This is a genomic window from Zestosphaera sp., from assembly GCA_038843015.1.
Taxonomy (GTDB): Archaea; Thermoproteota; Thermoprotei_A; order Sulfolobales; family NBVN01; genus Zestomicrobium.
In genome coordinates this window covers 43734-57193 of the sequence record JAWBSH010000003.1, presented here as the reverse complement: position 1 = coordinate 57193, position 13460 = coordinate 43734, and the positions used below count along the sequence as shown (strand labels likewise).

Sequence of the window (13460 nt, the reverse complement as noted above, 5' to 3'; positions counted from 1 at the left end):
ACCTGACTCAAGCTCACGTTGAAATGACTGGTATGGTGCCGAACCTATCTATGTGTACTTCCTTATTATCGAAGGACGGTATAACCCTAACACCAACAGGTTTTTTCTTCACCTCGTACGCTGCTAGCACGTCCTTCAAGACGTGCTCAACTGTTTCTACACCTCCTGGCAAAGCTACCATGTCAACTCCTACTAGGCAGTAAGCAGTCAAGAACGTTAAATGAGGCAATCTTAGAGAGCCCTCCCTAACTAACTTCATGAGGTTGTTATCTTCTCCTACAGGCAGCATTACTTCGTTAAACCCTATAGACTTAACTTCTCTGCTTAGTTCCTGAAGCAAATTATTCAATTTCTTTATCCCCCAAGCACTGCCGGCGTTAGGGAAAGGAACGCCGCTTAAGTGTTCTATTATTGGTACTACGGACTCATCCATCCAGGGAGAAAGAGAAACGTCTATTCCTAAATACGGTATCCCAATATTCTTAAACGCAGAATCCAGTATCTTGTCTAATCTCTTAAGACTCTCACCTACTTCACTGTAAGCATTCTCAAGAGTCTTGTGCGCTCTAAGAGATCTCAGGAAGTCGTTCACGTACCTCAAAGCGACAGAAGCTCCATACCTCCTAGAAGTTGAGAGAGGGTAGTAGGGAGTTTCTACGTAATCACCTATGGTGAAGCCTAGTCTAGTAGCTGCGTCAGCGCCTAACTCGCTAACTATACTCACGAGTAGTTCTGAAGCTTTAGGTATTTCGTCGGAGCTTGAGATTAGGAGGGTCGCGAACGCGTTACTACATTCCAAGATCTTTCTTAAAGACTCCCTACTCACGTCACTAACTCTAGAATGATATGCAGAGAACAAGTACCTACTACCACACAACTTCTTAATCACGTCTTGAGAGACCTCGTTAGGCAACGTAACTCTGACAGTCCATGGAGTAAAGCCAATACCAGCTAAAGCTTTCTCACTCAATTCTAGGTCTTTTCTTAACTCGTTCAAGTCTTGAACCTCGTCATACATTAAGGTTAAGGCACGTATTATCAACGCTCATCAACCTCCTCTTTACTGGTGCGGGGGGTGGGATTCGAACCCACGCAGGCCTACGCCAGCGGGTCTCCCGCTCTTGCTGCCGGAGGACTTGAGCCCGCCCCCTTTGACCTGGCTCGGGCACCCCCGCACCAAGTAAGAATTAAGAAACAAATCAAATAAACTTTTACTACCGAGAATACAGTCTCTCAATAGCTACTTTAAAACGATACTTTCAGTGACCTCTCTCTAAGGAAAAATTCTACTCCTCAGCTTATCTAAACCTACAGAGAATTACTTAGTAGTGAACTAAATGAAGACTGTTACCGTCAGGCTACCTGAAGAATTGATTGAGTGCATAGACATCTACTCTCTAAGGAGTGGTAAAAATAGGTCTGAAATTATAAGAGACGCTCTAAATCACTACATAAACCCTAACAACAAAAACAAAAGTAGGAGGTCTAGACCAAGAAAAGTCTGCCTATACTAGAATACGGTAGTTACTCACAACTGTTTAATTACGTTGTTTTAGATACTCATTCCCTCTCTCTATAGAAGCTTCTGCGAAAATGACGTGAGTACGCCAAGCTACTCATGCGTCAGTCGGGGGTTCTCTCTTCATTAATTCTGTAGCACCTAGCTTTCCTCATCCACAAAAATAAACTAACACTACTTTAAAATACTTACCTTAACTTAAAGTTATTTCTTCTATGAACTCACGTATTCTTTTAACTCCCTCTACTATCCTCTCTTCGCTTACCGCATAACTAAACCTAATAAAATCTTTGCCGAATTCTTTAGGGAAAGCTGTTCCAGGAAGCACTACAACGTGTTTTTTCTCCATTAAGTTAGTCACGAAAGTCTCTACGTCTAATCCAGTAGCTTCCAAGATTTTCGAGATTCTCGGAAATAGGTAGAAAGCCCCCTTACCACACCACACTTCAAATCCTTTAACTTGCCTTAACTCTCTACATATGGTCTTCCTCCTTCTATCAAATAACGACACCATTTCCTGAACGGAGCTCCAGTCACTTTTTAAAGCCTTAATACCGACTTTCTGAGCTATTGAGGGGGGACAAGACCAAGTATTCACTGCTAGCTTAGTTAGTGCTTTAGTGACTTCCCGCCTAGCAACTAGGTAACCCAGCCTCCACCCAGTCATCGAGAAAGTCTTGGAAAACCCGTTACAGTAGAGTACGTGGTCTCTCCAATCAGGGAAGCTCATGAAAGACTTGAAGTCAGCGTCTTCGTAGAGGAAGTTATCGTATATTTCGTCAGCTATCACGAGTAAGTTATAGTCTCTAGCTAAGTCCATGATTTCCTCGATCTCCTTACTACTAAAGACTGCTCCAGTAGGATTGTGCGGGTTAACTATAGCTATGCCTTTAGTCTTGCTCGTTATCAGCTCATGTATCAAGTCCACGTCTAGAGAGAACCCAGACTCCTCACCTAACCACCTTAATGGGGCGTAAACAGGCCTAGCGTTGAGGAACTTAGGCAATTCAGAATAAACAGGGTAAGTAGGGTCTGTCACAATGATTTCATCGCCAGGTCTCACGTAAGCAGCCATAGCCAAGTATGCCGCACCCTTAGTACCTATAGTTATCACGACTTCTTCAGGTTTTACGTCACTTCCATAACGCGTGTTGAGGTATTCTGCCACCGTGTCTCTCAACTCCTTAATGCCTTCTGTCTCCGTATATCCTGTGAACCTCTCGTCAAGAGCTTTCTTACCCTCATCTACTAAGAACTGAGGTGTAGGTACGTCTGGCTGACCAACCCCAAAAGATATCACGTCAAAACCTTTAGATGCTAACTCACGGGCACGCGAGATGTACTGGAAAGCCTTCTCTCCAGACAATTCGTCCAAGACTACATTATAATCGAGGGTAGGCTTTCTCACCGTTCTCAACCGATAATATCTTAAGCGCAGGAATTAAAGCCGTTGAGACTTGCTTCAGGCAGAATCTTTTAAGACTTGATAATTAACGTATTAATTGGGTTAGGCTCTATGACTGAGAAGATAGTCAAGAAGATTGGCTTAATAGGTAAAGGTTCCTTATCAGTAGTCATACCTAAGAAGTGGGCAGATTCTATAGGCGTAAGACCTGGAGACGAGATCGGTCTAATCTTTGATGGCTCTAAAATAACTATAGTGCCGCATACTCAGGAGGAGCCAGAAAACATCAACATATTAATCGAGATTGAAGAACCAGACCTAGCTCTAAGAAAACTCATAGCATCATATGTTGAGGGAGTCACTAGAGTCAAAGTGAGAGCTGAGTATACTGAACTACTCAAAATTTCTGAAAAACTTAGAGAAAGCATCTCTATGTTCATGCTCAGGGCAGACCCGAACTCAAGAATACACGAGATAATATTCGATGACGTGAAGACAGACATAACCTCCACCCTAAAACTTATAGAGTCTATAACTACTGAAATACTAGAAAGCCTCGTCAACAGAGATTACGAGAAAGCCACAATGTACCACAGAGAGTTTATGAGAATTTACCTGCACTTCTTAAGAAGCCTGAAACTCAATTTAGCCGAGAATAGCGTCGAGCCTTATGAAGCCATAGACCTGCTACTCTCTATAGAGTATGTGAAAGAATTAGTTAACACGTTCATCAACGCCCGAGAACTTACTTCTTCAGAGGTTAAATGCGTTGAGAAGCTCATTGAATTGACTGAAGGATCTATAAATGCTTTACTAGTGCAAGACATAGACACGGCAGTCAATACGGCTAGTAACGTACTCAAGCTACTTAAAAACGTGGACGTAGAGTCTGATTTCTGTGAGAGGTGTTCATACCTGATATCAAAGATTTCAGAACTTGTTCTAGGACGTTGTATAAGAAATAAAGCGTGTAGATGTAAGCACTTCTACCCTAAAGTGTAGAAAACCAGTAGCTGAAAACCTAGATTGCCTTTTAAGACGGAAGCAACAGAAATAAGAACACTATAAGGAGTCCCCCTCAAGCAGACCCTCTTAATTAAATTTACTTACCTGAAAGTATGTTTAATTAAATTCTCCTTATATAGAATGTGTCCCCAGTATAAGTTGGAGGTTAGGCATGCGTGCTGTGAGTGAACAAAAGACTCGTCTGTTATCACGCGCCGACATTACGTTAGATTCTGAGAGGTACCTTAGTACAGTAGACAGAGTCATTCATAAGTATGGCGTTGATAGAAGTAAGTTAATTAACATGCTTCAAGAAATACAGAGAGAGTTTCATTATTTGCCTAGACAGTCTCTTGAAGCACTATCTAACAAGCTAGGTATACCACTGTCTGAAATTCTTAACGTAGCTACTTTCTATCATCAGTTTAGGCTAGAACCCCTCGGAACATACGTAATTCACGTGTGTTTTGGCACAGCATGCTATCTTAAGGGGTCTCCGGAGATCTACGAATCTATAAAGAAAGCACTCAACTTGAAAGAGAGAGAAAACACTACAAGAGACGGCGCGATAACCGTAGAGAAAGCTAGGTGTTTCGGTTGTTGTAGTCTGGCTCCGGTAATAATGGTCACCTCGTCAGACGAGAGTGAGAGGTACGTGCACGGCAGGCTAAACATAGCTGAGAGCAAGAAAGTAGCTCTAGGTTATAGGACGAGAGCGCTGTCAAATATAGACAAGGCTTAGAAGTGATGAAGGTCTTGACGGTTGACGCAGGTCTTCAAAGAGCTGATGTGCTTACTGTTAAGGTACCTCTAGCTAGTTGCACTCTAGCAGCCGGCGCTAGCAGAGTGCTTGAGTCTGTTAAGAAAACTTTAGAGAAGTTAGGTCTTGAAGCTACAATTAAGAAAGTTGGGTGCATGGGTCTCTGTTACTTGGATCCATGGATAGAACTAGAAATGAGGGGGGCTCCGCCAGCTATATATGCTAACGTTAAGCCAGAAGAAGTTGAGAAGATAGTGAGAGAATATGTCAAGGGGAATTTGAGTAGTGCTTTGGTAATCAGAGGAGGAACTCACGACTTCAAGAATGTACCGACGCTTGATTCTCTCCCTGAGTGGAAACTTCAGGTCAGGTTCGTTTCCAGGAATTGTGGTCTAGTAGATCCTGAGTCAATAGAAGATTACATAAGAACTGGCGGTTACTCAGGTCTTAAGAAGGCACTTAAGCTAAGCAGAGAAGACGTGATTGAAGTAGTGAGAAAGTCCGGTCTTAGGGGTCGTGGAGGGGCTGGCTTCCCCACTTGGTATAAGTGGAGAGTAGCGTACGAGCAGAAGAGTGATGTCAAGTACGTGATCTGTAATGGTGATGAGGGAGACCCGGGAGCGTTCATGAATAGGTTGCTGGCCGAGTCAGACCCTCATAGAGTTTTAGAAGGGTTAATCATAGCAGGATACGCTATAGGGGCTTCTAGAGGCTACATATTCGTGAGGGCTGAGAAGCCTCTAATGGCTGAGAGGCTAGAGATGGCTGCTAGCCAAGCCAGAGACTATGGCTTCCTAGGCGAGAAGATACTAGGCACTGACTTCAGTTTTGATGTGGAGGTTTATAGGAGTGCCGGCGCTTTCGTATGCGGTGAGGAGACTGCTCTTATAGCAGCGATAGAAGGTAGGTCAAGACCTAGACAGAGACCCCCGTACCCAGCAACAAGCGGTTTGTGGGGTAAGCCTACAGTCATAAATAATGTCGAGACACTAGCTCACGTAGCGACTATCTTCCAGGTCGGTTTAGAGGAATTCACTAAGTATGGTACTGAGAAATCTAAAGGAACTAAAATGTTTTGCGTGACTGGGTCGGTCAAGAAGACCGGCGTGTATGAGGTCCCTATAGGCACTAAGATCAAGACATTAGTATATGAGTTGGCTGGAGGGCCACCAGACGGGAGAGCTATTAAGGCAGTCCAAATAGGTGGTCCAAGCGGCGGGTGCATACCGGCTGACTTGCTAGACCTAGAACTAGATTATGAAACTCTGCAGTCTTATGGCGCTATAATGGGTTCCGGAGGATTAGTCATAATAGACGACTCTAATTGCATGGTTGATGTAGCTAAATACTTCACTTCCTTCACTTTAGCGGAATCCTGCGGTAAGTGCTTACCCTGCAGAATAGGAATGAAGGTCATTAGTGAAGTGCTTGAGAAGATTACGTCAGGGGACGCGTCCTTAGAAGACCTTGAGGTCTTGAAAGAGCTTGGAGAAAGCATTGCGAAATCATCTCTATGCGCATTAGGGGGAACAGCACCTAACCCCATACTATCTACGCTAAGATATTTCAGAAGCGAGTACGAAGACCACGTAATTAAGAAGAAGTGCCCTGCTAAAGTATGTTCTAAGCTAGTGAGGTATGAGATAGACCCCTCTAAATGTAGAGGGTGTACGCAATGTGCTAAGAACTGCCCTGCAAACGCGATCAGCGGTTCCCCCGGCAAAACACACGTAATAAACTATAATCGCTGCATCAAGTGTGGTCAGTGCTTAATAGCTTGCCCCTTCGGGGCCGTGACGAAGGTGTGATTTCTATGGTTAAGATTTACGTGAATAATTACGAAGTTGACGTACCTCCCGGCACCCTAGTTATTGATGCCATAGAGAAAGCTGGGTATGAAGTCCCTACCCTATGTTACCTTAAAGGACTTTTTAACGAGGCTACTTGCAGAATATGTGTCGTGAAAGTTAACGGGAGGGTTGTGCCAGCATGTAAGTTCCCTGTATCTGAAAACGCTAAAATCATAGTCGATGATAGTGATTTAAGAAAATTAAGGAAGATCAACTTAGAATTACTTCTAGCTACGCACGAAATTAAGTGCTGGTCTTGCGTGAGGAAAGGAGCGTGTGAGTTGCTTGACCTCAGTAAAAAACTAGGAGTAGAAGGTATTCCGGTATGTAGTGAGTGCTCACTACGTGAGCACTCTTGCTTGGTGCTGAAGGGTATTCCGTGTCTAGGTCCGTTAACGGTGGCTGGCTGCGAGGCTGAATGCCCTAGGAGGGGTTCTCCATGTATTGGGTGCAGAGGCTATATTGTAAGTGAGGACGTATGGGCCTGGGCTCTTAAAAACCTCTATAACGGCAACATAGACTTAAGTGAACTTAAGTCATTAGTAAGTTTCTTCTGGACTTACTTACCGCAAAATCTTCGGAGACTTATAGAGGAGGTGAGTAGCAATAACTACTAAATTCTTCTCTTCAGAGATTGTTAGAGTTGCTGGAGAATCAGAAGTCGTCATCGAGATCGAGGGAGAGAATGTTAGAGTAGAGTACAACAGCTTAGCTAGTCCCAGGTCCTTCGAATCATTAGTTGAGGGACGCAAATACTGGGAAGTACCTTACGTAGTTTCTAGAGTGTGCGGGGTCTGCAGTCACGCCCACTTCTGGGCATCTAACCTGGCGATTGAGTCAGCCCTGGGAATTAAGGTAGACGAAACTACGGCAACACTCAGGGACGCATGTAATAAGCTACAGATTCTCCAGAATCACATAATGCATCTCGGCTTCCTGGTCCTACCGGATTATGAGCACTTAGTCAGGAGCGATAAGTACGTGAGTACGTTGCTCAGGGTAAACAGAGTAGTCACCGAAGCTTTGAATTTGTTGGGAGGCAGACTAACTAACCCGAATACCTACCTACCAGGGGGTTTCACTATAGACGTAAAGCCCACGGTAATTGAGAAAATCTTAAGTCTCTTGAGGAGCTTGAATAATGATTTGAGAGAACTAGCTAACGTGGTTTTAAGTGTTGAATTGCCTGAACTCACAGATCCCTCTCCAGAATACGCTTCCTTAAGAGAGTCTCCAAACGTGACAGTGCCTGTGGGAGGACCTTACGTCATAGACACACTCAGAAACACTTACGTTATTCACGGAAATTATCGTGAAATCTTCGTCGAGCAATACCTAGACTCATCAACAAGCAAGAAGTGCTTAATGTCAGGTAAGAAAGTCTTCTATACTGGTGCTAGAGCTAGGCTACTCAATTATCTAAGAAGAGGTAGACTCAACACAACTAACGAGCTTAGGTACTTAATAACTAATTATGAGGCGTTCTTCAAGGAGAACCCCTTCTCTAACATATATGCTAAGATAATCGAGTCACTACTCATATACGAGAGCTTGTTGCAGGCTCTAACTTCTCTAGAAATGGAAAAGATTAAGAGAGTAAAACATGACAACAACTTTAGAGGCGGTTTCGGGGTCGGAGTCATCGAGGCTCCCAGGGGTCTTCTAATACACTACTACGAGTTAAGTCCTGAGTTGAGAGTAGTTAAGGCAGACATAATAACGCCTACCGTAATGTTCTCGAAACACCTGGAAGTTAGTAGTGAGGCCTTAATAAGGGGCTTAATAGATAATGAGAGAGATTATGATGACACCTTAGTTAAGAAGCTTGTTGAGGCGCTGATTAGAGCCTACGACCCGTGTATCCCGTGTGCGGTACACGTAATTAAGAAGAGGTGAGTTGAGTGCCTCTCAAGCTAGCCGTAGTGCCTCTCGCAGGTTGTGACGGGTGTCAGTATAATCTCTTAAGTGAGGGATTCTTAGACTTCTTGAAGAAACTCGACGTTGAGTTGGTTTTCTGGCCATTACTGGGTCTAAAGAAACAAGTAGAAGCATATGATGTTGCGTTAATTGAAGGCTCCGTAGTGTCAAGCAGAGACCTAGAAATACTCTCCAGGACAAGAATGAAATCTAAGATTTTGATAGCTGTGGGTGCTTGCGCGATACTGGGAGGCGTTCAGGCAGGCATAAAAAAGCCGGGAGCTGAAGCAAGCTTCTCTAAACCAGTAAGTCACTACGTCAAGGTAGATTATCACGTTAGGGGGTGTCCAATAAACACTAGCGAGTTAATTAAGTTACTGAAAGAGCTGGCTGACGGTAACTTAATCAGCGTTAGTAGTAGAAGGTTTAGCAAAGTCGGTAGAGATAGCTTTAGAATTGACGGCTCACTTATTGAGATAGACACTTCTAAGTGTGTTGTTTGTGGTAGATGTGTTGAAGCGTGTTCGTTAGTAGGCGCTAGAGTGTTAAACTATGTTTTCAAAGGAGTGCAAACAACGATTTCTACACCATATCAAGAACCACTAGAAAATGCTGGGTGTATTAATTGCGGACTCTGTTTTGCTTACTGTCCCGTGGGAGCCATAAGCCTTAAGACTAAAACAAAAGATTTGTTAGATAAGGTCCGTGAGGGTTTCTTGAGAATAGCTTATATAGAGCCTGAAGCACTAGCATCACTTATGGAGTCAGACAATCTCGAGTTAGAGCAGGTAATTTCTGCTCTCAAGATTATTGGGTTTTCAAGGGTGTTCGTATACTCAAGTCTGTGTGAAGTTAAAAACAATGCAGAAAATGATGTTCTGGCTAGATCACCCGTGGAGTACTCAATACTTAGTAAGCACGTCCCTGAATATCGTGTCCGTTTACTCACGCCGAGAATACCTCAAGACGCTGTCTACATAACTCAGTGTCTCTCATGGAGAAATATAGTAAATTCACTAACTACGCGCGAACTTCAGTCACTCATAAGAGAACTAGGCGTGGAGAGGTTAGGTGCAGAGAGACCTGACGAAATACTAGATTTTAGGGAAGGTGTAGTAGTAGTTAGCGAACTTAAGAATCTAAAACAGATTCTTTCAGATCGTGCTAAACATGCTGAGAAAGTAGTTTTTGAGGCGTGTCCAGGGGGCTGCCTCTTAGGTGGGGGACAGCCGGTTAGTAAGAATAGAGATTTAACGAAGGTGTGGGTGAACAGGAGAGACTTGCTTGAAAGACTGTACACTAAGAAGGACTGAGACTCTGAAAGTCTACTGATTGTCTAGGTCTTTAAGGATTTTCGATCCTTTTTGTGTCAATCTATATATAGACTTGCCTCTAGAATAGCCTTTCTCAACATATCCCAATTCTCTAAGCCTCTCTAACCTCCTCCAAACAACAGACTTGTTTAGTCTTACTGCCTTGCTCAAGTCTGATAGAGTAGCCTCGCCACTACTCAACGTTTTAAGAATCGCCTTGTCACGTTCGTCAAAACCATGCTCTAGTAGAGGCTCTATTTCAGACGTTTTCTCAAGTCTTCTCCTTATAATAAAGTATCCTAGCAAAGCCGTTACCGCCACACCTACCAAAATGAAAATAAGAGTATCGAATGCTCCGGCCTCGCTAGAGGGGGGAGTTGTTTGAGAGCTGAGTGTTTCGGTGGGGAGCTCTGTCCGAGGGAGTAGTAGGAAACTAACTTCATACGTGCCTGCGCTATCATAACTAAGAACTAAATAAAACTGCTTACCTGTTGAGTCGCTAACTGTAGTTATTTGTGGTGAGCCACTAAAGTATAAGAGAGCAGAATTAGGTGGTAGTATTACGTCGGCAGGACCTAACGGATTTATAAGTACGTTAACCTGAACTTCAGTGAATACGCTCCCTACTACTGCCTCATACTCTATAGTCACGCTACTCAGGTTACTGACATCAACAACTATCTTCCCGTCAGGACTTAATATGTAAGGCAGGGGCATCCCACTATCGGAGAAAGCCATAATTGTCTCGTTCACGTATCCTCTCTCAAGTTTAAGTTCTAGAAACTCTTTCCCAGACACGTTACACACCACCTTGACATGAGCGTGTCCGTCAGGATAGAGAATGTACGTATATCTTAGACCGTCAGAAGCTTTTAAAGCTAGGCCTCCAAACAACAACAAACCAATTGTTAAGATAATTAAGCAATGTCTTCCACCAAGCAATCGTAAACCCTCCTCACACTATAAGAATTCTCAGAAAATCAGTATAAATATTTAATCACACTAATTAACCGGGGTTTGGGTTTCATGTTGTTTGTTATTTATCCTTGGCTTCACAGACCTCGAGACGACCTCGACTCACAGCCCCTTACTGAGTTCATTGCTGTGGGGGACCCCACATCCTGGCGTTGAATGTCCTGCCCGCCCAAGTCTTCACTACTTACTCACATTGTAGGCAGGCTCAACCCACAATAAAGTATCAACTCTTGCAAGCCTTCAAGAAACCCGAAACAGCTATATTCTGCAGTGAGGAGTTCTGGGGGATCGTTGAGAGGCGGATGGTTGGGAGGCTGGATACGAAGAAACGTGAAAGCTTATGAGCAGTCATCTGCTGAGAAACGATGTGGCCTCAAACCCTTATTTTGGGGACTCTTGTCTCCCGGGACTGGAAGGGGGTCAGTTGTCAGGAAGTGTTTTTAAGTGTGGTTAGAAAATATGTTGGTGTATAGTGTTGTCCGCACACAGGATTTTGAGAGATAGTGAGAGAACTATAGTGCTCGCAGTAAATTACCCGCCTCCAGACATAGTTAGATTAGATGCGTTACTTGACAGAATCTATGATTATGTGTCCGGCGTTAAGATTGGCTTGCCTTATATGCTTAGGTACGGCCTCAAAAACATAAGTAACTTGATTAGCAGTCGTAGAGATAAGTACTACTTCATTGCGGACCTGAAGCTAGCTGATATCGCCGACGTCATGTTACCAGTTGTAGATGAGCTTTCTGTGGCGGGCTTTCAGGGTGTTGTGTCTCACGCTTTTGTTGGGTATAAGGGGGCCCTAGAACCTCTCTCTTCGCGAGTTAAGGAGTTGGGGATGGAACTATTCCTTCAGGTGTCTCTACCTCATGAGGGAGCTGGGGAAGTTATTGACCAGTCTTACCATTTAATTAAGAATGTAGTGAATTTGACTGACGCTTCAGGACTAATAATACCTGCTAGTAAGGGCTTCATGATTAGGGAGATTAGGTCTAGCTTTGGAAAGAGGCACGTGATTCTAGCTTCAGGTATATTGAGGATGGGTGCGAAACCTGGTGAGGGCATCTGTTCTGGCGCTGACGCGGAAGTAGTTGGGAGGGCAATAACTCTCTCAACGAATCCTGAGAGTGCTACTAGGGAGATAATTTCGTCTCAGAGGGTGTACGTAGAGAGCAGGAGAGGTGAGTGCGTGTCGCTACGAGAGTATCCTTTATAACTTAGCAAAACAACTTGAAATAGAGGTAATAAGATGGTAACTAAGGTGAAAGTATTAAAAGAGTATGAGAGTAAGGATAAGCACTTACTCATTGGCTTGCCGGGAATGGGCAGAGTCGGTTATGCCTCAGTAAACTACATACTAGAGAAGATAGGGGGCGACTTAGTTGCTGAGCTCTACTCAACAACGTTTCCTTCGCAACTAGTCGTTAATAGGAGGGGAATTTCAACGCTTTTTACGGGTCGCTTATATGAAGTCAATAATTTTCTAGTGTTTACTGGAGAGACACAGCCTCAAAACCCGGACGGACAGCATGAGATATGTGTTGAGTTGTTAAACCACATAATGAGTAGGGGGAAGCCCGCCTCACTCATCGCTACTGCTGCTTACGTGGTTCCTGAATACAGCGACTCAAGGAGGGTTTTCATAGCAGGAAATGATGAGGGCTTGTTAGCTGAGTTAAGTAGTTTAGGCGGTAATATTCTTGAGGAAGGAGTCATAACAGGAGTTAACGGCATAATAGTTGGGTGGGCTTCCTATTATGGCATTAGGAGTGCTGTCATGTTAGGCGAGACTTGGTCAACTATAGTAGAGTTTAATGAAGTTGACTTCAGGGCTGTTAAGTCCGTCGTAGACTTGCTTAAGAACTACCTAAAAATCAGAGTATCTACTGAGGACTTGTTAAGTCACGCGGAGGTAGTTGAGTCGAGAATTAAAGCAACGCTCTCGCAAGTGAGTAAGCTTATGGGTAAAGGCGCTGAGAGGAGAGAGTCTAGAGAGATAATGTAAGACTCTTAAACTTACTTAACGTATGTCCTCAGTTATAAGAGTTTAGTTCAAAGTATTTTAGGTGAGTCTTTCATGAGGGTCTGCGCCGGTACTAAGAATCCTTCGAAGCTAGAAGGCATAAAACAGGCCTTCAGAGAAGCATTCAATATTGGAGACATAGAGTTAGTTAGTGTCGAGTCTAGAGACTTAAGACCTCAACCTGTAGGTCTTAACGAGATTCTTGAAGGAGCTTTAAGGAGAGTTCATACTTCATTATCGCGCAAGGACTGTGACTTCTACGTAGGTGTTGAGGCGGGAATAATAGAAGTAATGCCTAATACTTATGTGGACGTGCAGGTAACTATAGTCAGAGACTTAAGAGGGCGTCAAGCGATAGGCTTCTCACCCGGATTTCAAATACCAGATAAGTTAATGAGGTTAATTGTGAGGAATGAGGTTAGAGAATTAGAAGAAGCTGTTGCTAAAACTTACAACATCGAAGATATTGGTGAACGTGAGGGAGTTATCCACTTACTCTCTAAGGGATTATTAAACAGGACTCACTTGACTCGACTATCTGTTTTGATGGCTTTGCTGAGATGGGTGAATGAAGAGGCATACAATAATAGCTTAGAATCTCTTGAAGCTTGAGACGCGCGAGAATTTTGAGAAACTTAGGAGTCGTGAGTGTGGCTAAAGTCTTTTATATGGTTATGAAGTACAGAGTTGTTA

13 protein-coding genes and 1 tRNA gene are annotated in these 13460 nt (G+C 43.6%); 10 read left to right on the top strand and 4 right to left on the bottom strand.

All coding sequences use genetic code 11. The annotated features are described in order from the left end of the window. Nucleotides 1-13: 13 nt before the first annotated feature. Nucleotides 14-1042, bottom strand: coding sequence for a DUF711 family protein (locus QXL29_03005; protein ID MEM2283563.1), 1029 nt, complete (start codon nt 1040-1042; stop codon nt 14-16). Nucleotides 1043-1064: 22 nt separating this feature from the next. Then, a tRNA-Leu gene (locus QXL29_03000) sits at nt 1065-1175 on the bottom strand. Nucleotides 1176-1337: 162 nt separating this feature from the next. On the opposite strand from QXL29_03000, the gene QXL29_02995 reads away from it, so the two are divergent. Beyond that, nucleotides 1338-1514 carry a ribbon-helix-helix domain-containing protein gene (locus QXL29_02995; protein MEM2283562.1) on the top strand — a complete coding sequence of 59 codons (177 nt, stop codon included), beginning with the start codon at nt 1338-1340 and terminating at the stop codon, nt 1512-1514. Between the two features lie 198 nt (nt 1515-1712). On the opposite strand, the gene QXL29_02990 is transcribed toward QXL29_02995, so the two are convergent. After that, a complete protein-coding gene (locus QXL29_02990) occupies nt 1713-2927 on the bottom strand; it encodes a pyridoxal phosphate-dependent aminotransferase (GenBank protein MEM2283561.1) in 1215 nt (404 codons plus the stop codon). A 108-nt stretch (nt 2928-3035) separates the two neighbouring features. Between QXL29_02990 and QXL29_02985 the strand changes: the two genes are divergently transcribed. The 6 genes from QXL29_02985 to QXL29_02960 all read left to right on the top strand — a co-directional run bounded on the left by QXL29_02985 (nt 3036) and on the right by QXL29_02960 (nt 9769). Next, nucleotides 3036-3926: an AbrB/MazE/SpoVT family DNA-binding domain-containing protein gene (locus QXL29_02985; GenBank protein MEM2283560.1), complete on the top strand. Its 891-nt coding sequence runs from the start codon at nt 3036-3038 to the stop codon at nt 3924-3926. 175 nt (nt 3927-4101) lie between these two features. Continuing rightward, entirely contained in the window at nt 4102-4671 is a 570-nt protein-coding gene (locus QXL29_02980) for an NAD(P)H-dependent oxidoreductase subunit E (protein MEM2283559.1), read from the top strand. Between the two features lie 5 nt (nt 4672-4676). Beyond that, a complete protein-coding gene (locus QXL29_02975; protein ID MEM2283558.1) occupies nt 4677-6497 on the top strand; it encodes an NADH-ubiquinone oxidoreductase-F iron-sulfur binding region domain-containing protein in 1821 nt (606 codons plus the stop codon). A gap of 5 nt (nt 6498-6502) precedes the next feature. Beyond that, nucleotides 6503-7156, top strand: a complete 654-nt coding sequence (locus QXL29_02970; protein ID MEM2283557.1) for a 2Fe-2S iron-sulfur cluster-binding protein — start codon at nt 6503-6505, stop codon at nt 7154-7156. Continuing rightward, complete coding sequence (locus QXL29_02965; protein ID MEM2283556.1) at nt 7146-8435, top strand: nickel-dependent hydrogenase large subunit; 1290 nt, start codon at nt 7146-7148, stop codon at nt 8433-8435. The genes QXL29_02970 and QXL29_02965 overlap by 11 nt, the downstream gene beginning before the upstream one ends. Before the next feature lie 5 nt (nt 8436-8440). Further along, nucleotides 8441-9769: a 4Fe-4S binding protein gene (locus QXL29_02960; GenBank protein MEM2283555.1), complete on the top strand. Its 1329-nt coding sequence runs from the start codon at nt 8441-8443 to the stop codon at nt 9767-9769. Between the two features lie 12 nt (nt 9770-9781). On the opposite strand, the gene QXL29_02955 is transcribed toward QXL29_02960, so the two are convergent. Continuing rightward, nucleotides 9782-10711: a winged helix-turn-helix transcriptional regulator gene (locus tag QXL29_02955; GenBank protein ID MEM2283554.1), complete on the bottom strand. Its 930-nt coding sequence runs from the start codon at nt 10709-10711 to the stop codon at nt 9782-9784. A gap of 505 nt (nt 10712-11216) precedes the next feature. Here QXL29_02955 and QXL29_02950 point away from each other — a divergent pair. The 3 genes from QXL29_02950 to yjjX all read left to right on the top strand — a co-directional run bounded on the left by QXL29_02950 (nt 11217) and on the right by yjjX (nt 13379). After that, complete coding sequence (locus QXL29_02950; GenBank protein ID MEM2283553.1) at nt 11217-11960, top strand: orotidine 5'-phosphate decarboxylase / HUMPS family protein; 744 nt, start codon at nt 11217-11219, stop codon at nt 11958-11960. 33 nt (nt 11961-11993) lie between these two features. Continuing rightward, nucleotides 11994-12749, top strand: a complete 756-nt coding sequence (locus QXL29_02945) for a PAC2 family protein (GenBank protein MEM2283552.1) — start codon at nt 11994-11996, stop codon at nt 12747-12749. A 72-nt stretch (nt 12750-12821) separates the two neighbouring features. Further along, entirely contained in the window at nt 12822-13379 is a 558-nt protein-coding gene (gene yjjX / locus QXL29_02940; protein ID MEM2283551.1) for an inosine/xanthosine triphosphatase, read from the top strand. Nucleotides 13380-13460: the final 81 nt, after the last annotated feature.

What these genes read in the sequence shown, in the direction of transcription:
- QXL29_02975 (MEM2283558.1), top strand. Translation starts at nt 4,677, where the DNA reads ATGAAGGTCTTGACGGTTGACGCAGGTCTTCAAAGAGCTGATGTGCTT.
- QXL29_02995 (MEM2283562.1), top strand. Translation starts at nt 1,338, where the DNA reads ATGAAGACTGTTACCGTCAGGCTACCTGAAGAATTGATTGAGTGCATA.
- QXL29_02970 (MEM2283557.1), top strand. Translation starts at nt 6,503, where the DNA reads ATGGTTAAGATTTACGTGAATAATTACGAAGTTGACGTACCTCCCGGC.
- QXL29_02985 (MEM2283560.1), top strand. Translation starts at nt 3,036, where the DNA reads ATGACTGAGAAGATAGTCAAGAAGATTGGCTTAATAGGTAAAGGTTCC.
- yjjX (MEM2283551.1), top strand. Translation starts at nt 12,822, where the DNA reads ATGAGGGTCTGCGCCGGTACTAAGAATCCTTCGAAGCTAGAAGGCATA.
- QXL29_02945 (MEM2283552.1), top strand. Translation starts at nt 11,994, where the DNA reads ATGGTAACTAAGGTGAAAGTATTAAAAGAGTATGAGAGTAAGGATAAG.
- QXL29_02980 (MEM2283559.1), top strand. Translation starts at nt 4,102, where the DNA reads ATGCGTGCTGTGAGTGAACAAAAGACTCGTCTGTTATCACGCGCCGAC.